Origin of the sequence: Metapseudomonas otitidis, assembly GCF_900111835.1 — a bacterium.
GTDB classification, from domain to species: Bacteria; Pseudomonadota; Gammaproteobacteria; order Pseudomonadales; family Pseudomonadaceae; genus Metapseudomonas; species Metapseudomonas otitidis.
Map to the genome: position 1 here is coordinate 289,669 of NZ_FOJP01000003.1, position 23,206 is coordinate 312,874.

The window sequence follows — 23,206 nt, forward strand, 5'->3', positions numbered from 1 at the left end:
TCATCGCGGCGTTAAAAGCAGGCTCGTGCGCGAGTCCGATCAAAATGCTCATTTACCGCACGTAAACTGCGCTTTTTCGCCTGCTTTCGCCTTGCGCTGACCGCCTCGCCTACGTTTTTAGAGCCCGACCTCAGTCGAGGTAGATCATCTTGCGGGTCATCCCGCCGTCGACGCGGTAGTCCTGGCCGGTGACGAACTCCGCCTGGTCGGACAGCAGCCAGGCCACCAACGGCGCCACATCCTCCACCAGCCCGACCCGGCCCACCGGGTGCTGGTCATGATCCAGTTCGGTGAGCGGCACGGCCTCGCGCTCGGCACGGTCACGGCTGTCGATCCAGCCGGGGCTGACCGCATTCACCCGAACATCCGGCCCCAGGCTGATAGCCAGTGCATGGGTCAGCGCCACCAGGCCACCCTTGCTCGCGGCATAGGCCTCGGTATCCGGCTCGGACTGGTGGGCGCGGGTGGAGGCGATATTGACGATCGCGCCCTTGTGCGCCCGCAGGTATGGGGCGCAGTGCTTGGCCAGCAGCATGGGGCCGGTGAGGTTGACTGCCAGGGTGCGGTTCCAGGCTGACAGCTCAAGGCTTTCCAGCGGTGCGCCATGGGGATCGGCAACGGCGGCGTTGCACACCAGGGCATCCAGCCGGCCGAACTGGCCGAGGACTTCGGCAATGCCCACGGCTACCTGGCTTTCGTGAGCCACGTCCATGCCGACGAACCAGGCGTTGGGGCCCAGCGCCTTGGCGACCTTGGAACCCCGGGTCCGATCGATGTCGGACAACACCACCTGCCAGCCTTCGGCCAGCAGCCAGGCGGCGACGCCCAGCCCGATGCCCCGGGCCGCGCCGGTAACCAGCGCGACCTTGCCATTGTTGGCGAGGCAGGTTTCAACACTCCACTCCATCACAGAACCGCCAGGCCTCGCGCCAGGTCCGCCTGGATGTCGGCCACGTCTTCGAGACCGACCGCCACGCGGATCAGGTTGTCGGCGATGCCGGCATTGGCCCGCTCCTGGGGCGACAGCCGCCCGTGGGAGGTGGTGGCCGGGTGGGCGATGGTGGTCTTGGTGTCCCCCAGGTTGGTGGTGATGGAGATCATCCGGGTGGCATCGATGAAGCGCCACGCCGCCTCCTTGCCGCCCTTCACCTCGAAGCTGACCACGGCGCCGAAGGCCTTCTGCTGGCGCTTGGCGAGCTCATGCTGGGGGTGGCTTTCCAGGCCGGCGTAGTGCACCCGCTCGATGCCCGGCTGGGTTTCCAGCCAGCGCGCCAGCTCCAGCGCACTGGCGCTGTGGGCCTGCATACGTACGCGCAGGGTTTCCAGGCCCTTGAGCATCAACCAGGCGTTGAAGGGGCTGAGGGTCGGGCCGGCGGTCCGCAGGAAGCCCACCACCTCCTTCATGTGCTCGGCACGGCCGGCCACCACGCCTCCCATGGCACGGCCCTGGCCGTCGATGTACTTGGTGGCCGAGTGCATGACGATGTCGGCCCCCAGCTTCAGCGGCTGCTGCAGCGCCGGGGTGCAGAAGCAGTTGTCCACCACCAGCAGAGCGCCCTTGGCGTGGGCGATTTCGGCCAGGGCGGTGATGTCCACCAGCTCGGCCAGGGGGTTGGACGGCGACTCGACGAACAGCAGGCGGGTGTTGGGCTTGATCGCCGCTTCCCAGCCGGCCAGGTCCGACAGCGCCGGGTAGTCCACCTGCACGCCGAAGCGCTTGAGGTACTTCTCGAACAGGCTGATGGTGGAACCGAACACGCTGCGCGAGACCAGCACATGATCGCCGGCACTGCACAGGCTCATGGCGATGGCGAGGATGGCGGACATGCCGGAAGCGGTGGCCACGGCCTGCTCGGCGCCTTCCAGCGCGGCGATGCGCTCCTCGAAGGTGCGCACGGTGGGGTTGGTGTAGCGCGAGTAGACGTTGCCCGGCACTTCGCCGGCGAAGCGCGCGGCGGCATCGGCGGCGGTGCGGAACACGTAACTGGAGGTGAGGAACATGGCCTCGCCGTGCTCACCTTCCGGCGAACGGCGCTGGCCGGCACGCACGGCGAGGGTGTCGAAGGAGGCGCCTTCGAGGTCACTGTCCAGCCTTCCGGCTTCCCATTCTTGCGTCATAACCCTATCTCTCCAGAAACGAAGCCCGGATCGGGTCCGGGCTGCGGGGTGTCACGGAGGGCGCGGCCTGGGCCGCGCCTGGCTCAGTTGTTGTACAGGTCGATGATGGCGCTGACCGCACTGGCCTTGACCTTGGCGAGGTCGTTGCGGGCCTGCTCGATCTTGTCCAGGTACTGCTCGTCGACGTCACCGGTGATGTACTGTCCGTCGAACACGGCGCAGTCGAAGTGCTCGATCTTCACCTTGCCACCGCCGACCGCTTCGATCAGGTCCGGCAGGTCCTGGTAGACCAGCCAGTCGGCACCGATCAGCTCGGCCACGTCCTCGGTTGTCCGGTTGTGGGCGATCAGTTCATGGGCACTCGGCATGTCGATGCCGTAGACGTTGGGGTAGCGCACCGCCGGAGCGGCGGAGCAGAAGTAGACGTTCTTGGCGCCGGCTTCGCGGGCCATCTGGATGATCTGCTTGCAGGTGGTGCCACGGACGATGGAGTCGTCCACCAGCATCACGTTCTTGCCGCGGAATTCCAGTTCGATGGCGTTAAGCTTCTGGCGCACGGATTTCTTGCGCGCCGCCTGGCCCGGCATGATGAAGGTCCGGCCGATGTAGCGGTTCTTCACGAAGCCCTCGCGGAACTTCACGCCCAAGTGGTTGGCCAGTTCCAGTGCCGCGGTGCGGCTGGTGTCCGGGATCGGGATGACCACGTCGATGTCGTGGTCGGGGCGCTCGCGCTGGATCTTCTCGGCCAGCTTCTCGCCCATGCGCAGGCGCGCCTTGTAGACGGAGACGCCGTCCATGATGGAGTCCGGACGCGCCAGGTAGACGTGCTCGAAGATGCACGGGGAGAGCTTCGGCGCCTTGGCGCACTGGCGGGTGTAGAGCTTGCCTTCCTCGGTGATGTACACCGCCTCGCCCGGGGCGAGGTCACGGATCAGGGTGAAGCCGAGCACGTCCAGGGCCACGCTCTCGGAGGCGATCATGTACTCGACGCCTTCGTCGGTGTGGCGCTGGCCGAACACGATCGGGCGGATGGCGTTGGGGTCGCGGAAGCCGACGATGCCATAGCCGGTGATCATCGCCACCACGGCGTAGCCGCCCAGGCAGCGGTCATGCACGCCGGAGACGGCGGCGAACACGTCTTCCTCGGTGGGCTGCAGCTTGCCGCGATGGGCCAGCTCGTGAGCGAACACGTTGAGCAGCACTTCCGAGTCGGAGTTGGTGTTCACGTGGCGCAGGTCGGACTCGTAGATCTCCTTGGCCAGCTGCTCGACGTTGGTCAGGTTGCCGTTGTGGGCCAGGGTGATGCCGTAGGGCGAGTTGACGTAGAACGGCTGCGCCTCGGCGGAGCTGGAGGAGCCGGCGGTGGGGTAGCGCACATGGCCGATGCCCATGTGGCCGACCAGGCGCTGCATGTGGCGCTGCTGGAACACATCGCGCACCAGGCCATTGTCCTTGCGCAGGAACAGGCGGCCGTCATGGCTGGTCACGATCCCGGCCGCATCCTGGCCGCGATGTTGGAGAACGGTGAGCGCGTCATACAGCGCCTGATTGACGTTCGACTTGCCGACGATACCGACGATGCCACACATGTGACGCAACCCCTGCTAGTAGTTCGAGCCAATACTGGGCGCCGCACGGGGTTTACCCCGGGGTGGCGCCCTTCGTCTGGCAGCTCAGCCGGGTGGGCTGACGCTGCCGTTGAGCCACTGACCGGTCAGACCCAGGATCAGGTTCTTGGACCAGTCGGCGACCATGAGAAAGTGCGGCAGCAGCGTGGACTGCTGCCACCAAGGATCCTGTTGCACCGGTGCCAGGCTGAGCAGGCCGACCAGTACCACCACCAGCAAGGCCCCGCGCGCCGCGCCAAAGACCATGCCGAGGAAGCGGTCGGTGCCGTCCATGCCGGTGACCCTGATCAGCTCGCCGATCAGGAAGTTGACCAACGCCCCCACCAGCAGGGTGGCGATGAAGAGAATGGCGCAGGCCGCGATGACGCGGGCCGAGGGCATTTCGATGAATTGGGTGAGGTGCTGCGACAGCGCGCCCCCGAACATCCAGGCGACTGCACCGGCAATGATCCAGGTGAGCAACGAGAGGGCTTCCTTGACGAAGCCGCGTCTCAGACTGATCAAGCTGGAAATGGCGATGATGGCGATGATCGCCCAATCGACCCAGGTGAATGCCACGTATGCAGCCCACGAACGGAAAAGGCGGGCATTTTAACAGAGGCCTTGGACTCCGGTAACCCGCGAATCAGAAAGGTCCGACGGCGGTGCTGACTCAGCCCTTCTCCGGCTGGAACCGCACCACGAAACCGTTGAGCTTCTGCTGGCGGCTGAGGGAATCGCGCAGGCGCTCGGCTTCGGCGCGCTCGATGACCGGCCCGACGAACACCCGGTTCATGCCGTCCGCGCTGCGAATGTAGGCGTTGTAGCCCTGGTTGCGCAGGGACTTCTGCAGGTTCTCGGCACTGGCCCGGTTGGACAGGCTGGCCAGCTGGATGGACCAGCTGACGGGCAGGCCGTTGGGGTCCAGGCGCTTTTCCTCGACCTTGGCCGCCGGCTGTGCCGGAGCAGCCTGGGGTTGAGCCTGGGCGACGGGCGGGGCCGCAACGGGCTGTGCAGGTGCCGGGGCCGGCTGCTGGCGCGGCGCCTGGCTGGGCGCCGGAACGGCAGGGGGAGTGGTCGGCACCTGGGCCACGCCACCGTTGGCGTCCAGCGGGGGCACGGGCTCGTCCGGCAGGGCCTGGGGCTCGGGGACCTGGACGTCCTCCAGCTCGGTCGAGGGCATGGCTGGCGCCTGGGGCATCGGCGGTGCTTCGACGTGCACCTGGCGCAACTCGTCCTCGCGGGTGAAAAGCATCGGCAGGAAGATCACGGCCAATGCCAGCAGCACCACGGCGCCGACGATACGTTGCTTGAGTCCCTTGTCCAGCACGGCTACCCCCACTATCAAGCCTGCTGCGCGAGCCAGGCCAGGGCCTCGGCCACGCAATAGAACGATCCGAACACCAGGATTTCATCCCCCTCCCCGGCCTGTTCGCACTGCGCCTGCAGGGCGGCGGCGACGGACTCATGGCCATGCACCCGCGCCCCCAGGGCATCGAGGACAGCCTGCAGTTCGCCGGCCGGCCGGGAACGGGGCGACGGTAACGCAGTCACCGCCCAGTCCGCCAGATGCGCGTGCAGCGGGCGGAGCACGCCGTCGAGGTCCTTGTCCGCCAGCAGGCCGAACACGGCCAGGCGGCGCCCCGCGACAGGCCGCGCAACCAGGCGGCCGGCAAGGAACTCGGCGGCATGGGGGTTGTGCCCGACATCCAGCACCAGGGAGATGCGTTTGCCTTGCCACAGGATGTTGCGACGCTCGAGACGCCCACTGACCTGGGTAGCGGCCAGGGCCTGCGCCAGGTGCTCGGGCTGCCAGGGCAGGCCAAGCAGCGCATAGGCCTGCAGGGCGAGGGACGCATTCTCCTGGGGCAGGTCCAGCAGCGGCAGGTCGTGCAATTGCAGCAACTCGCCGGACGGCGAGCGGCCACGCCAGTGCCAGCTCTGCTCGGCCTCGGCCAGGTCGAAGTCGCGCCCCCGCACCAGCGTCGGCGCACCGATCTCGGCAGCCCGGCCCAGCAGGGGGGCAGGCGGGTCGAGATCACCACACACGGCTGGCTTGCCCGGGCGGAAGATGCCGGCCTTCTCGAAGGCCACGCTTTCACGGGTGTCGCCGAGCCAGTCGGCATGGTCGATACCAATGCTGGTAACCAGGGCCAGGTCGGCATCGGCCAGGTTCACGGCGTCGAGCCGTCCACCCAGGCCGACTTCCAGCACCACCGCATCCAGGGTTCGGCGCTGGAACAGCCAGAAGGCCGCCAGGGTGCCCATCTCGAAATAGGTCAGGGTGATATCGCCACGCGCCGCTTCGACTGCGGCGAAGGCCTCACAGAGGGCCTCATCACTGGCGAGGCCGTCGTCGAACTGGACGCGCTCGTTGTAGCGCAGCAGGTGCGGCGAGCTGTAGACCCCGACGCGCAGCCCCTGGCTGCGCAGCAGCGCAGCCAGGAATGCACAGGTGGAACCCTTGCCGTTGGTGCCGGTGACGGTGATCACCTTGGGGGCAAGCTGCCCGATACCCAGGCGCTCGGCCACCTGCCGGCTGCGCTCCAGCCCCATGTCGATGGCGCTGGGGTGGAGGTGTTCGAGGTAATCGAGCCAGTCGGCGAGGGTTCTCTGGGTCATGCAGTGGCCGGTACGGGGGTGGGTTCGGGAGACGGCAGGTTCTGGAACTGGGCGAGCAGGCGCGACAGGCGGCTGCGCAGTTCCTGGCGGGGGATGATCATGTCGATGGCGCCGTGTTCCAGCAGGAACTCGCTGCGCTGGAAGCCTTCAGGCAACTTCTCGCGCACGGTCTGCTCGATCACGCGCGGGCCGGCGAAGCCGATCAGGGCCTTGGGCTCACCGACGATCACATCGCCCAGCATGGCCAGGCTGGCCGACACGCCGCCGTAGACCGGGTCGGTCAGCACGGAGATGAAGGGAATGCCCTCTTCGCGCAGGCGCGCCAGGACAGCGGAGGTCTTGGCCATCTGCATCAGGGAGATCAGCGCCTCCTGCATGCGCGCGCCACCGGAGGCGGAGAAGCACACCAGCGGGCAGCGTTTCTCCAGCGCAACGTTGGCGGCACGCACGAAGCGCTCACCGACGATGGCGCCCATGGAGCCGCCCATGAAGGAGAACTCGAAGGCGCAGGCCACGATGGGGTTGCCTTCGAGGCTGCCGCTCATGGCGATCAGGGCATCCTTTTCACCGGTGTCCTTCTGCGCGGCGGCCAGGCGGTCCTTGTACTTCTTGCTGTCGCGAAACTTCAGGCGATCCACCGGCTCGAGGTCGGCGCCCAGTTCTTCCCGGCCTTCGGCATCGAGGAAGATGTCCAGGCGAGTGCGCGCATCGATGCGCATGTGGTGGTCGCACTTGGGGCAGACATTCAGGGTCTTCTCGAGCTCGGGCTTGTACAGCACGGCATCGCAGGACGGGCACTTGTGCCAGAGGCCTTCGGGTACCGAGCTCTTCTTAACTTCGGAACGCATGATCGAAGGGATCAGCTTGTCTACCAGCCAGTTGCTCATGCTCTCGTTCTCCATAGCTTCAGGCCCGAACACGCGCTAGCGGCTCGAAGCGCTGCGCCTGTTCCTGAGCGAAATCAAATTCATGGCCGGGTTCGCCCCGACCGCCGCCGCCATCCACGCCAATAGAACGTGCCGGCAGCACCTGGTTCCGGCCCGGCTCGCGGCGCTCCCGGGGAGCGTCCGAGCGGACAACTGGGTTATGGACGGCAGCCCGCTCGCCGTCGTCACATCCAGTCGAGCGCTGCCGCTCGACACGATGGCGGGAAAGACGATCACTCGGCAGAACGCACGGCATCGATGAAGGCACGGATCAGCACAGGGTCCTTGATGCCCTTGGACGCCTCGACCCCGCCGCTGACATCGACGGCATAGGGGTGCGCGCGACGGATGGCCTCGGCGACGTTGCCGGGGGTCAGGCCACCGGCAAGCACCACCGGACGGGAAGGCGCGCTGGGCACCAGGCTCCAGTCGAAGGCCTCGCCCGTGCCGCCGGGCGTGCCGGGCACGTAGGTATCCAGCAGAACGCCGGATGCATCCGGGTAACGGTCGATTAGCGCCGGGACATCGTCACCGGGACGGATACGCAGGGCCTTGAGATAAGGGCGTCCATGGCGCCGGCATGCCTCCGGCGATTCGTCGCCGTGGAACTGCAGCAGGTCAAGCGGCACCGTCGCCAGCACGCTGTCCAGTTCCTCCCCCGGCATGTCGACGAACAATCCGACCGTGGTCACGAAGGGCGGCAGAGCGGAGATGATCGCCCTCGCCTGCTCGGCGGTCACGGCCCGGGGACTGGGCGCGTAGAACACCAGCCCGATGGCATCGGCACCGGCGGCTACAGCCGCCAGGGCGTCCTCGACACGGGTGATGCCACAGATTTTGACGCGAACGGTAGACAACGTGCAGACACCTGCTGGGCAAAAAGTTGCTGGATGGTAGCAAAGGTCCGCTACAGCGTCAGCTTGCGTCTTCAGGCATCCAGGAGAGGAAATGCGGCCCCAGGTAACGCCTGGGAAGCTCGAACTCCTCCGGGTATTCCACCTTCACCAGGTAGAGCCCGTAGGGGTGCGCAGTGACACCGCCGGTACGCCGGCAACGGCTTTCGAGGATTTCCTTCGCCCACTCCGGCGGGCGCTCGCCGGCACCAATGGCCATGAGCACGCCTGCGAAGTTGCGCACCATATGGTGGAGGAAGGCATTGGCTCGCACGTCCAGCACGATAAAACGGCCATGCTCGTGGATCTGCAGGTGATGGACCGTCTTCACCGGCGATTTGGCCTGGCACTGTTTGGCGCGGAACGAGGTGAAATCGTGGGTGCCCACCAGGTAGGCAGCCGCCTCGCGCATGCGCTCGACGTCCAGAGGCCGGTGGTTCCAGGTCACCTCTTCGGCCATGTGGGCCGGGCGGATCGGGTCGCTGTAGATGACGTACCGATAGCGCCGCGCCATGGCACTGAAGCGCGCATCGAAATGCGCAGGCATGGCCTGGGCCCAGGTGACGCTGATGTCGCCGGGCAGGTTCATGTTCGCGCCCATGGTCCAGGCGTGCATGGAGCGCGGGACCGGCGTGTCGAAATGCACGACCTGGCCGCTGGCGTGAACCAGCGCGTCTGTCCGGCCCGCACAACTGAGGGTGACGGGATGCCCGCCAGCCACTTTGGTCAGCGCCTTCTCGAGGGCTTCCTGGATGGACGGCACACCGGCGATCTGGCGCTGGAAGCCACGGTAGCGGGAACCCTTGTACTCAACGCCAAGGGCGATTCTGGAAATGCCAACGGCAGCCTTTTCGGCTGCCGTTGCGGGTACTGCTTGTGTCATGGATCAGCTGATACGGGCGATCAGGTCGCGCGCTTCCTGTTGCTGGGTTTCGCTGCCTTCGGTCAGCACCTCGTCGAGGATGTCGCGAGCACCTTCGGTGTCGCCCATGTCGATGTAGGCACGTGCCAGGTCGAGCTTGGTGGAGGTTTCGTCGGTGCCCGAGAGGAAATCGAAGTCGTCGTCCCCTTCCAGGTCCGCAGCAGGTGCCGCGACTTCAGGAGCCGGAGCCGGGATGGGCGCCTCTTCGGCCGGCTGGTCGAGGCTCTCGGCGAGCTGGTCCAGTTCGGCGGTGACTTCCTCCAGCTTGGCGGCGAAGCTGTCTGCCTGCGGCTCGACGTGCGCCGGCTCTTCGGGCATGGACAGGTCGAAGTCGGAAGGCAGGTCGAAGTCACTGGTTTCGAGCTTGGCGGGCTCGGCGGCCGGCAGGTCGTCGTCCAGGCTCAGCAGGAAGTCGTCTTCCGCAGCAGCCGAGGGCTTGGAGCCTTCGTCCAGGTCCAGGCTGAAATCGGCCAGGTCGTCACCCAGAGAAAGGTTGTCCTCGGCGAGGGGCTTGCTGTCGAGATCCAGGTCGAAACCGAGGTCGTCGTCAGCGGCGGCGGGGCTGGAAGCCGGCAGGTCGAGGTTCAGATCGGCATCCAGATCCAGGTCGTCGAGGCTGGGCAGGGGCTCTTCGACCGGGGCACGGGCGGCCGGCGTGGCATCCAGTTCGTCGTCGAGGCTGAGGTCGAAGGCATCGTCCAGATCCTGCGGCTTCTGGGTCGGAGCAGCCGGCTCGTCCAGGGTCAGGTCGTCGAGGCTGAAGCTGTCCAGGTCGTCTGCAACCGAGGCAGCGGCAAAGCCGGCACCCGCGGCCGCCACGGCGGCCATGGCCGGGTAGCGGGACTTGAGCAGGTCCACGTCAGCCTGGGCACCACCGATTTCACGCAGCTCGCCTTCTTGGCGGGCGAAACCGTCGCGATCACCGAGTTCGGCGTAGACCTCCATCAGTTTCAGGCGCAGGTCCGCGCGATGCGGCTCGTCGTTGATGGCGTTCTGCAGCAGCTCGGCAGCCTGGTTGAAACGGCCGTAGGCAATATAGATGTCGGCTTCGCTGAGGGCGTCGCCAGTCTGGGCGGTGACACGCTCCTCGGACGCGCCCTGGGCTGCGGCCGCTGGGGCGGCAGCCGGCTCGACGTCGAAACCGGAGAAGGCATTGTCCTGCAGGTCGAGATCGCTGTCCGCATTGGCATCGCCATCCTGGTCGGCCAGGCTGTTCTGCAGCTCGGCTTCCTTCATGGCGTTACGACGGGAAAGGATCATCAGCACCACCAGCAGCACCAGCAGCGCGCTGCCGCCAATGATGCCCAGCAACATGGTGTTGCCCATCAGTTCGTCGAGGAAGCTCGGCTGCTCGGCCTCGACCGGGGGAACCGGCGCCGGAGTCGGGGCCGGGGTCGGCTGGGCAGCGGGCTTCTCAACGGCTTCAGCCGGCTCTGTGGCCGGCTGCTGGTTCTGGGTCTGGCTGGCCGCATCGGGTGCGGCCGGCTCCTGGTTGTAGTTGTAGTCCGGCGCGGCGCCGGCCGGCGGAGTCGCCGGGGCGCCCGCCTCGGCGGGCGCCTGGGTCTGCGGTGCAGGTGCGGGCTGCTCGGCGGCAGGTGCCGGCGGTGTGGCGGAAGCCGGTGCTGCCGGAGCGGCGGCCTCGGGCTTCTTGGACAGATCGCCCTGCATCTTGGCGAGTTGATCGTCCTTGAGCTGGATCAGGCGCTGCAGCTTGTCGAGCTGGCTCTGCAGATCCGTCATCCGGCTCTTCAGTTCTGCGTTCTCGCGGCGAGTGGTGTCCAGGCTTTCCTGGGTGACCGCCAGCTTCTCGGCCAGGGCCTTGGCGTTACCGTTGGCGGCACCCTTCTCGCTGCCGGCGGTTGCCTTGCCACTCTCGGCGGAAACCAGACGCAAGCTGTCCTTGCTCTCGGCCTTGGCCGGGGCGGCACCCGCGGTGGAACGCTTGGTGGCATCCAGTTGGCGCTGACCAGCGGTATCGGCCACGGCACTGCCGCTGCGCCAGGCAGCATTCTGGGCGGCGACCTGGGCAATGGCCTCGGACTGGGAACGGCTGGCGATCTGCTGCTCGGTCGGCATGCGCAGAACTTGGCCGCTCTTCAGACGGTTGATGTTGCCGCCCACAAAGGCGTCGGGGTTCAGGTCCTGGATGGCCAGCATGGCCTGGTGAACGCTGCCACTGGCGCGGTTGCGCTGGGCGATGTCCCACAGGGTGTCCTTGCCGGTGGTGCGGTAATCGCCGCCACCTGCAACCTTGCTGGCACTGGCGGCCGGGGAGGCGGACGGAGCCTGGGCGACCGGTGCAGAGGCTCGCGGTGCGGCCGGGCGAGCCTGCTGGGCCGGCGCGGTGGCAGCCAGAGCAGGAGCGACGGCAGCGGTTTCAGGCGAATAGGCCGGCGGATCGAGCAGCAGGGTGTACTCGCGCAGCAGTCGGCCGTTGGGCCACAGCACCTCAACCAGGAAGTTGAGGTAGGGCTCGCGCACTGGCTTGCTGGAGGTCACGCGCACCACGCTCTTGCCGTTGGGCTTGAGCACGGGGGTGAACTTGAGATCCGTGAGGAAATACTGGCGATCAACGCCCGCCTTGCCGAACTCTTCGGCGGAAGCGAGGCTGGGAACGACTTCACTGGACGACAGATCGCGGACGTCGAGCAACTCGATCTCAGCATCCAGCGGCTGGTTCAATGCAGACTTGAGAGTGACTTCACCAAGCCCAAGGGCATGTGCCATGCCGGAAGACAGAGCCGAAGCTGCCGCAATTGCCAGTACCAGTTTGCGAACCCGAACCATAGCGTAATCCCTTGTTTTATCTTTTCTTCTCGCTCGAACGAGAGGGTAATTGATCGCCGCCACAACGCGCGCTTTGCGCTTCCCCGCCAGCGATCAACCAGATCAGTATTGTCAAGCTAGAAAAGTACTTCAAATTTTCAGGTAAGTATCTTTTACAGATAGTGTTTTATCAACAACTCGCCAGACTGTATGGCATTGAGCGCAGCGCCTTTTCGCACATTATCTGACGCAATCCACAAATTGAGTTGACGTGGATCTTCCAGGCCCTTTCTCACACGGCCGACGTAGATCACATCCTGCCCAACAGCGTCACCTACTGCCGTGGGATAGTCCCCCAACTCGACGCACTCCAACGCATCGGCCTCTTCCAGTGCAGCATTGACTGCACCGAGATCTACGTCCGTGGCGGACTGGATGCAGACACTCAGGCTGTCGCCGAAGAACACCGGCGCCAGGACGCAGGTCGCCGCGACGTCCAGCCCCGGCGAAGCCAATACCTCTTTCAATTCCCGTGCCAGGCGCCGCTCAAGCTGAGCATGGCCTTCCTCGTCCACCGCGTCGGGTTGCGCGAGGATGTTGAAGGCCACTTGCCGGTCGAAGAAGCGCGGCTCCAGCGGGCGCGCATTGAGCAACTCGGCCGTCTGGCGGGCCAGTTCATTCACGCCCTCCCGCCCCCGACTGGATACCGAGAGGCACGCCGTCACGCAGATGCGCTCAGGTGTCAGGACTTCCCGCAACGGCGCGAGCACACTGGCAAGCGCGACGGCAGAGGGGCTGGGGCTTATCAGTGCGAACGGGGCCTGGAGCTTTGCCAGGGCCGAACCGTTGGCCCCTGCAACCAGCGCCACGCCCTGCTCCAGCGCCCCGGACAGGTCGATCACCGAGCAACCGGCCTGCAGCGCACGGGAGGCAAAGCTGCGGGTCACGGCCTCGCCGGCGGCGAAGAAGGCCAGGCGGACACGGGCGAAGTCGAATTCGGCGACATCCCGCACGCGCAGGTTCTTGCCGCGAAACGGCACGGAGGCACCGGCAGACTCGATGCTGGCCAAGAGATGCAGGGTGGATACGGGGAACTCGCGCTCCTCAAGGAGCTGGACGAGGGTTTCGCCGACGGTGCCGGTGGCGCCGATCACGGCGATTTCAAGGGACGGGCTCATGGTCATTGCCTATGGCGAAACGGGGAGCGGCACTTTAACCGTCACCCCGTATGCAGGCAATCGGACCGATTGGCGCGGGCGAGCCCCGCACGCGCCAGGTTCGATCAACGCTCCAGCAGGATGCGCAGCATGCGGCGCAGCGGCTCGGCAGCGCCCCAGAGCAGCTGGTCACCCACGGTGAAGGCGCCCAGGTACTGCGAACCCATGTTCAGCTTGCGCAGGCGGCCGACCGGAACCGACAGGGTGCCGGTCACGGCAGTCGGCGTCAGCTCACGCATGCTGATCTCACGATGGTTCGGCACCAGCTTGACCCAGGGGTTGTGCTGGCTGATCAGCCCTTCGATATCGGCGATCGGCACGTCCTTGTTCAGCTTGATGGTCAACGCCTGGCTGTGGCAGCGCATGGAACCGATGCGTACGCAGATGCCGTCCACCGGGATCGGGCTCTTGAAGCGGCCGAGGATCTTGTTGGTCTCGGCCTGGCCTTTCCACTCCTCACGGCTTTGGCCGTTGGGCAGTTCCTTGTCGATCCAGGGGATCAGACTGCCGGCCAGCGGTACGCCGAAGTTCTCGGTGGGGAAGGCTTCGCTGCGCATGCTCTCGGCGACCTTGCGGTCGATGTCGAGGATGGCGCTGGCGGGGTTGGCCAGGTCATCGGCGACGGCCGCGTGGGTGGCGCCCATCTGCTTGATCAGCTCACGCATGTTCTGCGCGCCGGCGCCGGAAGCTGCCTGGTAGGTCATGGCGCTCATCCACTCCACCAGGCCGGCTTCGAACAGGCCGCCCAGGGCCATCAGCATCAGGCTGACGGTGCAGTTGCCGCCGATGTAGTTCTTGGTGCCGGCATCCAGGGAATGATCGATGACCTTGCGGTTGACCGGATCGAGGACGATGACCGCGTCATCCTGCATGCGCAGGCTGGAGGCGGCGTCGATCCAGTAGCCGTTCCAACCCGCTTCACGCAGCCTGGGGAAGACCTCGTTGGTGTAGTCGCCACCCTGACAGGTCAGGATCACGTCGAGGGTCTTCAGCTCTTCGATGCTGTAGGCATCCTTCAGCGGGGCAATGTCCTTGCCGACCGCCGGGCCCTGCCCACCGACGTTGGAAGTGGTGAAGAACACCGGCTCGATCAGGTCGAAGTCCCGCTCCTCAAGCATCCGCTGCATGAGCACCGAACCCACCATGCCGCGCCAACCGATCAGACCTACACGCTTCATGACAACTGCACCTTTCAGGAAAAAAGTGGGCCGCTGCCGCGCAGCGGGCCCGACAGATTACAGATTACGCAGGGCCTCGACCACTGCATCGCCCATGGCCTGGGTACCGACCTTGGTCGTGCCCGGGGAGTAGATGTCACCGGTGCGCAAGCCCTGGTCCAGCACGCGGCTCACGGCCTGTTCGATGGCATCGGCAGCGGCGCCCTGGTTGAAGCTGTAGCGCAGCATCATCGACACCGAGAGGATGGTCGCCAACGGGTTGGCGATGCCCTGGCCGGCGATGTCCGGTGCGGAGCCGTGGCAGGGCTCGTACATGCCCTTGTTGTTGGCGTCCAGAGAGGCGGACGGCAGCATGCCGATGGAGCCGGTGAGCATGGAGGCCTCGTCGGAAAGGATGTCGCCGAACATGTTGTCGGTGACCATCACGTCGAACTGCTTCGGCGCACGCACCAGTTGCATAGCGGCGTTGTCGACGTACATGTGGCTGAGCTCGACGTCCGGATAGTCCTTGGCCACCTCCTCCACCACCTCGCGCCACAGCTGGCTGGAGGCGAGGACGTTGGCCTTGTCCACCGAGCACAGCTTCTTGCCACGCACGCGGGCCATGTCGAAGCCGACGCGGGCGATGCGGCGGATCTCGCTCTCGCTGTACGGCAGGGTGTCGTAGGCCTGGCGCTCGCCATTCTCCAGCACGCGCTGCTCGCGGGGCTGGCCGAAATAGATGCCGCCGGTCAGCTCGCGGACGATGAGGATGTCCAACCCGGCGACCACTTCCGGCTTGAGGCTGGACGCCTCGGCCAGTTGCGGATAAAGGATGGCCGGACGCAGGTTGGCGAACAGGCCCAGTTGCGAGCGGATCTTCAGCAGGCCGCGCTCCGGACGGATGTCACGCTCGATCTTGTCCCACTTCGGGCCGCCCACGGCGCCCAGCAGCACGGCATCGGCCTTGCGGGCGCGCTCCAGGGTCTCGTCGGCCAGGGGCACACCGTGCTTGTCGATGGCGGCGCCGCCGATCACGTCGTGCACCAGCTCGAAGCCCAGTTGGTACTTGTCGTTGGCCACCTCGAGCACCTTGACCGCCTCGGCCATGATCTCCGGACCGATGCCGTCACCGGGGAGAACCAGAATCTGCTTGCTCATGCTTTCCTCGTCATTCATCTGTCGGCGCCTCGGCGCCGGGGTGTTCAGTGTTCAGCGCTCGGCCCAGAGCACCAGCACATCGGTGCTGAAGGAGCCGTCCGCTGCAATCTCGAAATACTCGCGCACCTCGTCGCCCACCGAGCGCTGCAATGCCAGGATGGCCTCGCGGAATACGTCCGGCGTGCGCATGCGCTCGATCCAGGTGGCGAACTCAAGGCGCAGGCGCTGCCGCTTGGAAGCGGTCAGTACCAGCCCGGCCTCGCCGACCAGCCGTGCCCATTCGGAGGGCGAATAATCGCGCACATGGCTGGTGTCGCGCAGCACTTCCACCGTCTGCAGGTGGGTATCCAGCAACGGCTGGCCGGGGGCGACCACATCGATGAAGCACGCCGCGCCGCCCGGACGCAGGACCCGACGCACCTCGCGCAGGGCCTGGCCGACGTCCCGCCAGTGGTGGGCGGAATAGCGGCTGAAGACATAGTCGAAGGCCTGGTCATCGAACGGCAGGCGCTCGGCAGCGCCCTGCTGGGTGCGAATGTTGTCCAGCCCGCGCTCGGCGGCCGTGCGGGCGACCACGTCCAGCATCTGGGCGGACAGGTCGTAGGCCACCACCTCGTGGCAGAACTCGGCGACCTGGAAGCTCACATGACCGGCACCGCAGCCCAGGTCGAGTACCCGGGCCCCGGCGTCAGCCGCCACCGTCTCGCGTAGCAGGACGAACTCCTCGCCCTGGGCGTGAACGGCACTGTTCAGATAGGCGGTGGCCTGGCTGCCGAACTGGCGCTGGACCACATCCTCGTGCTGGCTGGCGGTCATGGTGAGCCTCCTCTGGCTGATCAGCCCTGGAACAACCAGGGCTGGCGCTGGCGATAGCCGGCTTCGAAGGTGCGAATGGCATCGGCGTCCTGCAGGGTCAGGCCGATGTCGTCGAGGCCGTTCAGCAGGCAATGCTTGCGGAAGGCGTCCACCTCGAAGGCATAGGACTTGCCATCCGGACGGGTCACGGTCTGGGCCGCCAGGTCGACGGTCAGCTGGTAGCCCTCGGTGGCCTCGCACTGCTCGAACAGCTCATCCACCTCTTCATCTTTCAGCACGATCGGCAGCAGGCCGTTCTTGAAGCTGTTGTTGAAGAAGATGTCGGCGAAGCTCGGCGCGATCACCGCGCGGAAGCCGTACTCATCCAGCGCCCAGGGGGCGTGCTCGCGGGAGGAGCCGCAGCCGAAGTTCTCGCGGGCCAGCAGCACGCTGGCGCCCTGGTAGCGCGGGAAGTTGAGCACGAAGTCCTTGTTCACCGGGCGCTTGGAGTTGTCCTGGTTGGGCTGGCCCACGTCCAGGTAGCGCCACTCGTCGAACAGGTTGGGGCCGAAGCCGGTGCGCTTGATCGACTTGAGGAATTGCTTGGGGATGATCTGGTCGGTGTCGACATTGGCGCGATCGAGCGGGCAGACCAGGCCGGTGTGTTGGGTAAAGGCTTTCATGACTCTGCTCCTCAGGCCTGCATCAATTCACGGACGTCGATGAAGTGGCCGGTCACCGCAGCGGCGGCGGCCATGGCCGGGCTCACCAGGTGGGTACGGCCGCCCGCGCCCTGGCGCCCTTCGAAGTTGCGGTTGGAGGTGGAGGCGCAATGCTCGCCACTTTCCAGCCGGTCCGGGTTCATCGCCAGGCACATGGAGCAGCCCGGCTCACGCCATTCGAAGCCGGCCTCGATGAAGATCTTGTCCAGCCCTTCCTGCTCGGCCTGGGCCTTGACCAGGCCGGAGCCCGGCACCACCAGCGCCTGCTTGACGGTGGCGGCGACCTTGCGGCCCTTGGCGACGGCGGCGGCAGCGCGCAGGTCCTCGATCCGCGAGTTGGTGCAGGAGCCGATGAACACGCGATCCAGGCGGATGTCGGTGATCGCCTGGTTGGCGTTCAGGCCCATGTACTTGAGCGCGCGGACGATGGAGTCGCGCTTGACCGGGTCGGCTTCGACGGCCGGGTCCGGCACGTTCTGGTCGACGGCCAGGACCATCTCCGGCGAGGTGCCCCAGCTGACCTGGGGCTTGATGTCCTCGGCACGCAGCTCGACCACGGTGTCGAAGTGGGCGTCGGCATCGGACACCAGGTCCTTCCAGGCAGCCACGGCCCTGTCCCAGTCAGCACCCTTGGGCGCGAAGGGGCGGCCTTCGACGTAGGCAACGGTCTTCTCGTCCACCGCCACCATGCCGACGCGGGCACCGGCTTCGATGGCCATGTTGCAGAGGGTCATGCGGCCTTCCATGGACAGGTCGCGGATCGCGCTGCCGGCGAACTCCAGCGCATGGCCGTTGCCACCGGCGGTACCGATCTTGCCGATCACGGCGAGGACGATGTCCTTGGCCGTGACGCCGAAGGGCAACTGGCCCTCCACGCGGACCTGCATGTTCTTCATCTTCTTGGCCACCAGGCACTGGGTGGCGAGCACATGCTCCACCTCGGAGGTGCCGATGCCGTGGGCCAGGGCACCGAACGCACCGTGGGTGGAGGTGTGGGAGTCGCCGCAGACCACGGTCATGCCCGGCAGGGTGGCGCCCTGCTCCGGCCCGACCACGTGGACGATGCCCTGGCGCACGTCGTTCATCTTGAATTCGAGGATGCCGAAGTCATCGCAGTTCTCGTCCAGGGTCTTGACCTGGATGCGCGACACCTCGTCGGCGATGGCCTCGAGGCCACCCTTGCGCTCGGCGGTGGTGGTGGGAACGTTGTGGTCCGGGGTGGCGATGTTGGCATCGATGCGCCACGGCTTGCGACCGGCCAGGCGCAGGCCTTCGAAGGCCTGGGGCGAGGTCACCTCGTGGAGGATGTGACGGTCGATGTAGATGAGCGACGAACCGTCGTCGCGGCGCTTCACCTCATGCATTTCCCAGAGCTTGTCGTAGAGCGTCTTGCCAGCCATCGGACTTTCCTCATCGGCGTGTTTCTATGCGGGGGCTCTGCAAAGGCCCCTTGGCTCGTGTGGGGATGCTAGGGGCTTGCATTGAATAACTCAAATTCATATTTTTTATCCAAATGATTCCTGACAGGAATCCATAACCCGGTAGCCGACAGGCACCGGAACACGCCCGCGATGCATCCGCCATCGCCGCCAGGAGCCGATACCGATGGACCTCGCCAGCCTCAACGCCTTTATCGCCATCGCCGAGACCGGCAGCTTCTCCGAAGCCGGCGAACGCCTGCACCTCACCCAGCCGGCGGTGAGCAAGCGCATCGCCTCGCTGGAACAGCAGCTGAACGTCCGCCTGTTCGACCGCCTGGGACGCGAGGTGGGGCTGACGGAAGCCGGGCGCGCCCTCCTCCCCCGCGCCTACCAGATCCTCAACGTGCTGGACGACACCCGCCGCGCGCTGAGCAACCTGTCCGGCGACATCAGCGGTCGGCTCACCCTGGCCACCAGCCACCACATCGGCCTGCATCGGCTACCGCCGCTGCTGCGCGCCTTCACCCGCGCCTACCCGCAGGTGGCGCTGGATATCCAGTTCCTCGATTCCGAGGTGGCCTACGAGGAGATCCTCCACGGTCGCGCCGAGCTGGCGGTCATCACACTGGCTCCGGAGACCGCCGACCCGGTCCAGGCCGTGCCGGTGTGGGACGACGCCCTCGACTTCGTCGCCGCGCCCGAACACCCGCTGGCCCGCGACAAGACCATCTTCCTCGCCGACGTCGCCAAGCACCCGGCGGTGTTCCCCGGCGGCAACACCTTCACCCACCACATCGTCCGCCGCCTGTTCGAGGCGGAAGGCCTGACACCGAACATCGCCATGAGCACCAACTACCTGGAGACCATCAAGATGATGGTGTCCATCGGCCTGGCCTGGAGCGTGCTGCCACGCACCATGCTCGACGAGCAGGTGGTGCGCCTGCCGCTGCAGGACATCCAGCTGAGCCGCCAGCTCGGCTACATCTTCCATACCGACCGCACCCTCTCCAACGCCGCCCGGGCCTTCATGGTCCTGCTGGATGGGCAGCGCGACCCGCTTGCCTGATCCGGGGAGCTGGGGCTAACGTGAACGCCATAACGATAAGAAAAGGCTTTCCCATGCCTGCCTCGGTTCCAGGCCTCAACCGCGCCAATTCGTACCCTCCTGACAGACCCAGGCGCCATGACCCAATCTTCCGATAGCCCCCCGCTGCCCTTCATTCCAGCCCTGGACCCGGTCGAGTTCGAACAGAGCTGGCAGGACGCCCCGCGACTGATCGCCGCGCTCAACGGCGCACGGCTGGGGGCGTGGGACTGGGACCTGGCCAGCGGCCGGGTCAACTGGTCACGGGGTGCCCAGGCATTGTTCGGCTTCGATCCGCGGGTACCGCTGGCGCAGCGGGTCGACTACATGGAGCTGATCCCGGAGGACGACCGCGAACGGATCATCGGGCTGTTCAGGCTGGTACTGGAGAACCGCCCCATCTCCCACGCCTACCGGCACCGCATCCGCTGGCCGGACGGCAGCCTGCACTGGCTGGAGATCAGCGGCAGCCTGCAGCAGGACGACGATGGCCGTCGCCATGTCATCGGCGTGATCCGCGACGTCACCGCCCAGCAGGAGCGCGACGAGGCTCTGGCCAGCTCGCAACGGCGTTTCTCCACCCTGTTCCAGCTCAGTCCGGACGTGGTGATGCTGGTGCGCGTGAAGGACGGCCGCATCACCGAGGCCAACCAGCACTTCGAAACGCTGTTCGGCTGGCCCTCCTGCGAGGTGATCGGGCGCAACGCACTGGAGCTGGACCTCTGGGTCGACACCCGCCAGCGCGAGCACCTCTATCGCATCGGCCCCGGCTCCAGCGAGCCCGTGGTGCAGGAAGTGCAGATGCGCACCCGTGACGGCCGCCTGCTGGATGGCGTGCTGTCCACCCAGTACGTGGAGCTGGACGGCGAGGCCTTCTTCATCAGCACCTTCCTCGACACCACCGAGCGTCGGCAGGCCGAAGCCGCCCTGCGCACCAGCGAGGAAAAGTTCGCCAAGGCCTTTCACAGCTCGCCGGATGCCATCGTCATCACCGAGCGCGAGAGCGGGCTGTTCATCGAGGCCAACCCCAGCTTCGCCCGGCAGTTCGGCTGGACCAACGCCGAGACCATCGGCCACACCTCCACCGAGCTGGGCCTGTGGATCGACCCCGCGCAGCGCCGGCAGATGCTCCTCGGCCAGGACGACAACGGCCGGCTGATGGGCGTGGAAGTGGAACTCCGCCACCGTGACGGCACCACCAGCACCAATTTGATCTACGGCGACCAGATCCAGTTGCAGGGGCGCGACTGCCTGGTCCTCACCGTGCGCGACATCACCGCCGTACGCGCCCAGGAGCGTGCCCTGCGTGACAGCCAGGAACGCCTGGCGCTGGCGCTGGAGTCAGCCGACCTGGGCACCTGGGACTGGCACATCCCCAGCGGGCGGCTGTATGGCTCGGCACGCGCCTCGGCCCTCCACGGGCTGGCACCGGAACCCTTCGACGGCGACTTCCACCTGTTCTTCGCCAGCGTTCCCGCCGAGGACCGCCGGACGATGCGCAAGGCCTACCAGGAGCTGCAGGACGGCCAGCAGACGCGCTACCAGCTGATCTACCGCTCGCGCTTCGCCAATGGCGAGGTGCATTACCTGGAGAGCACCGCCAAGCTCTACCGCGATGCCAACAGCGCACCGCTGCGCATGGCGGGCACCCTCATGGACATCACCGAGCGCGTGCGCCGCGAGCAGCACCTGGCTGCCTCGGAGGAAAAGTTCTCCACCCTGTTCCAGGCCAGCCCGGACCCGATCTGCGTCACCCGCCTGCGTGACGGCGCCTTCATCGAGATCAACCCCAGCTTCACCGACGTGTTCGGCTGGAAACCGGAAGAGATCGTCGGCCGCTGCGCCCCCGAGATCCGCTTCTGGGCCAACCTGGAACAGCGCGAGCAACTCTCCGCCCAACTGATGCGGGACAAGGGCCTGGACAACGTCGAGGTGCACTACCTGAAGCGCTCCGGCGAGCCGATCACCTGCGTGGTCTCCAGCCGCTTCATCCGCGTCGAACGGCAGCTGTGCATCACCACCACCTTCCGCGACGTGACCGAGCGCAAGCAGGCGGAAGCCGCGCTCAAGGCCAGCCAGGAGAAGTTCGCCAAGGCGTTCCACAGCTCGCCGGACGCCATCACCATCACCGAGCTGGAAAGCGGCCGCTACATCGAGGTCAACGAAGGCTTCTGCCGCCTCACCGGCTACAGCGCCGAGGAGGTGATCGGCCGTACCGCCGGCGAGATGCAGATCTGGTCGGACCCGGCCGAACGCCGGCGGCTGCTGGAAGTGCTGGACCGCGACGGCCGCGCGCTGCACCTGGAAATGGTCGGTCGCCACCGCGACGGGCACACCAAGACGGTGGAAGTGTCGGTGGAGCGCATCGAGCTGGACGGCAAGGCCTGCCTGCTGCTAACCGCGCGGGACATCAGCGCCCTGAAGGATGCTCAAGAGCAGATCCACCACCTGGCCTACCACGACCCGCTGACCAACCTGCCCAACCGCGCCCTGCTGATGGACCGCCTCACCCAGCAGATCGCCCTGCTCAAGCGGCACGATCTGCGCGGCGCCCTGCTCTTCCTCGACCTGGACCACTTCAAGCACATCAACGATTCCCTCGGCCACCCGGTGGGCGATGCCGTGCTGAAAATGGTCACTGCACGCCTCGAAGCCAGCGTGCGCCTGGAGGACACCGTGGCCCGCCTGGGCGGTGATGAGTTCGTGGTGCTGCTCAGCGGCCTGGAGGGCAAGCGCTCGGAAGTGACCCGCCAGGTCCGCCAGATCGCCGACAAGCTGCGCAAGCTGCTGGCCGAGCCGATGCTGCTGGACGGCCACCACCTGCAGGTGACGCCGAGCATCGGTATTGCGCTGATCCCGGACCACGGCCAGACCCCGGCCGACCTGCTCAAGCGCGCCGACATCGCGCTGTACCGGGCCAAGGACTCCGGGCGCAACGCCATCCAGCTGTTCCGCTCCACCATGCAGGAAGCGGCCAGCGAGCGACTGCGCCTGGAGAACGACCTGCGCCTGGCGCTCGCCCGCAGCGAGTTCGAGTTGCACTACCAGCCCCAGGTGGACGCCCGCAGCAACCGCATCGTCGGTGCCGAAGCGCTGCTGCGCTGGGTGCACCCGACCCTGGGGCCGCAGTCACCGGGCCAGTTCATCCAGGTGCTGGAGGAAAGCGGGCAGATCCTCGAGGTCGGCAGCTGGGTACTGGAGGAAGCCTGTCGCAACTGCGCCACGCTGATCGCCGATGGCCTGATCGACCCGAGCGACTTCAGCCTGTGCGTCAACATCAGCCCGAGGCAGTTCCGCCAGAACGATTTCGTCGAGCGCATCGAGAAGAGCCTGAGCAACAGCCACCTGCCCCGCCGCCTCCTCAAGCTGGAAGTGACCGAGGGCATCGTGATCCAGAACATCGACGACACCATCGGCAAGATGCGCCGACTGAAGAAGCTCGGCGTGAGCTTCGCCATGGACGATTTCGGCACGGGGTATTCGTCACTCACCTACCTCAAGCGCCTGCCGGTGGACGTGCTGAAGATCGACCAGTCCTTCGTCCGCGACGCCACCAACGACCCCAATGACGCCGAGATCATCCGCGCCATCGTTGCCATGGCGCGCAGCCTAGGCCTGGGCATGGTGGCCGAAGGCGTGGAACAGCCCGAGCAGCTGGAGTTCCTCGAGCAGCAGGGCTGCCACCTCTATCAGGGCTACCTGTTCAGCCGCCCCCTGCCCTTCTCCGCCTTCCGCACCCTGCTCAAACCGGCGACGGCCGCCAACGCCTGATTCCCGGACAAGAAAAAGGGCGCC

At 66.3% G+C, this 23,206-nt stretch carries 18 protein-coding genes; 2 read left to right on the forward strand and 16 right to left on the reverse strand.

The annotated features are described in order from the left end of the window. Positions 1-130: 130 nt before the first annotated feature. From BM198_RS05695 to leuC, 16 genes are all read right to left on the reverse strand, one after another. Positions 131-907, reverse strand: coding sequence for an SDR family oxidoreductase (locus BM198_RS05695; RefSeq protein WP_074968462.1), 777 nt, complete (start codon positions 905-907; stop codon positions 131-133). Next, positions 907-2,118, reverse strand: a complete 1,212-nt coding sequence (locus tag BM198_RS05700) for an O-succinylhomoserine sulfhydrylase (RefSeq protein WP_044408633.1) — start codon at positions 2,116-2,118, stop codon at positions 907-909. The genes BM198_RS05695 and BM198_RS05700 overlap by 1 nt, the downstream gene beginning before the upstream one ends. Positions 2,119-2,201: 83 nt before the next feature. After that, a complete protein-coding gene (gene purF, locus BM198_RS05705) occupies positions 2,202-3,707 on the reverse strand; it encodes an amidophosphoribosyltransferase (protein WP_044408636.1) in 1,506 nt (501 codons plus the stop codon). 84 nt (positions 3,708-3,791) lie between these two features. Beyond that, positions 3,792-4,304: a CvpA family protein gene (locus tag BM198_RS05710; protein WP_074968464.1), complete on the reverse strand. Its 513-nt coding sequence runs from the start codon at positions 4,302-4,304 to the stop codon at positions 3,792-3,794. A gap of 94 nt (positions 4,305-4,398) precedes the next feature. Continuing rightward, positions 4,399-5,055 carry an SPOR domain-containing protein gene (locus tag BM198_RS05715; RefSeq protein WP_236210276.1) on the reverse strand — a complete coding sequence of 219 codons (657 nt, stop codon included), beginning with the start codon at positions 5,053-5,055 and terminating at the stop codon, positions 4,399-4,401. A 14-nt stretch (positions 5,056-5,069) separates the two neighbouring features. Next, the gene (gene folC, locus BM198_RS05720; RefSeq protein WP_074968469.1) at positions 5,070-6,347 is read right to left on the reverse strand and encodes a bifunctional tetrahydrofolate synthase/dihydrofolate synthase; all 1,278 of its coding nucleotides are present in this window, start codon (positions 6,345-6,347) and stop codon (positions 5,070-5,072) included. Further along, complete coding sequence (accD, locus tag BM198_RS05725) at positions 6,344-7,234, reverse strand: acetyl-CoA carboxylase, carboxyltransferase subunit beta (protein WP_074968472.1); 891 nt, start codon at positions 7,232-7,234, stop codon at positions 6,344-6,346. The genes folC and accD overlap by 4 nt, the downstream gene beginning before the upstream one ends. A 272-nt stretch (positions 7,235-7,506) precedes the next feature. Beyond that, a complete protein-coding gene (locus BM198_RS05730) occupies positions 7,507-8,130 on the reverse strand; it encodes a phosphoribosylanthranilate isomerase (protein WP_074968474.1) in 624 nt (207 codons plus the stop codon). A gap of 58 nt (positions 8,131-8,188) precedes the next feature. Beyond that, positions 8,189-9,049, reverse strand: coding sequence for a tRNA pseudouridine(38-40) synthase TruA (gene truA, locus BM198_RS05735; protein WP_044408655.1), 861 nt, complete (start codon positions 9,047-9,049; stop codon positions 8,189-8,191). Positions 9,050-9,052: 3 nt separating this feature from the next. After that, a complete protein-coding gene (locus tag BM198_RS05740) occupies positions 9,053-11,875 on the reverse strand; it encodes a motility hub landmark protein FimV (protein WP_074968476.1) in 2,823 nt (940 codons plus the stop codon). Between the two features lie 152 nt (positions 11,876-12,027). Then, a complete protein-coding gene (locus BM198_RS05745; protein ID WP_074968514.1) occupies positions 12,028-13,032 on the reverse strand; it encodes an aspartate-semialdehyde dehydrogenase in 1,005 nt (334 codons plus the stop codon). 104 nt (positions 13,033-13,136) lie between these two features. Continuing rightward, positions 13,137-14,249 (reverse strand): aspartate-semialdehyde dehydrogenase, encoded by a 1,113-nt coding sequence (gene asd, locus BM198_RS05750; RefSeq protein ID WP_074968478.1) that lies wholly within the window; start codon positions 14,247-14,249, stop codon positions 13,137-13,139. Between the two features lie 57 nt (positions 14,250-14,306). Then, complete coding sequence (gene leuB / locus BM198_RS05755; protein ID WP_074968516.1) at positions 14,307-15,389, reverse strand: 3-isopropylmalate dehydrogenase; 1,083 nt, start codon at positions 15,387-15,389, stop codon at positions 14,307-14,309. A 51-nt stretch (positions 15,390-15,440) separates the two neighbouring features. Then, on the reverse strand, positions 15,441-16,205 hold the full coding sequence (locus BM198_RS05760) for a class I SAM-dependent methyltransferase (protein WP_074968480.1): 765 nt from the start codon (positions 16,203-16,205) through the stop codon (positions 15,441-15,443). Between the two features lie 20 nt (positions 16,206-16,225). Next, the gene (gene leuD / locus BM198_RS05765) at positions 16,226-16,867 is read right to left on the reverse strand and encodes a 3-isopropylmalate dehydratase small subunit (RefSeq protein ID WP_074968482.1); all 642 of its coding nucleotides are present in this window, start codon (positions 16,865-16,867) and stop codon (positions 16,226-16,228) included. An 11-nt stretch (positions 16,868-16,878) separates the two neighbouring features. Then, on the reverse strand, positions 16,879-18,306 hold the full coding sequence (leuC, locus tag BM198_RS05770) for a 3-isopropylmalate dehydratase large subunit (protein ID WP_074968484.1): 1,428 nt from the start codon (positions 18,304-18,306) through the stop codon (positions 16,879-16,881). A gap of 205 nt (positions 18,307-18,511) precedes the next feature. Here leuC and BM198_RS05775 point away from each other — a divergent pair, with 205 nt between their 5' ends. Further along, positions 18,512-19,393 (forward strand): LysR family transcriptional regulator, encoded by an 882-nt coding sequence (locus tag BM198_RS05775; protein ID WP_044408673.1) that lies wholly within the window; start codon positions 18,512-18,514, stop codon positions 19,391-19,393. Positions 19,394-19,510: 117 nt separating this feature from the next. Then, positions 19,511-23,182 (forward strand): PAS domain S-box protein, encoded by a 3,672-nt coding sequence (locus BM198_RS05780; protein WP_074968485.1) that lies wholly within the window; start codon positions 19,511-19,513, stop codon positions 23,180-23,182. The last annotated feature ends 24 nt before the right edge of the window (positions 23,183-23,206 follow it).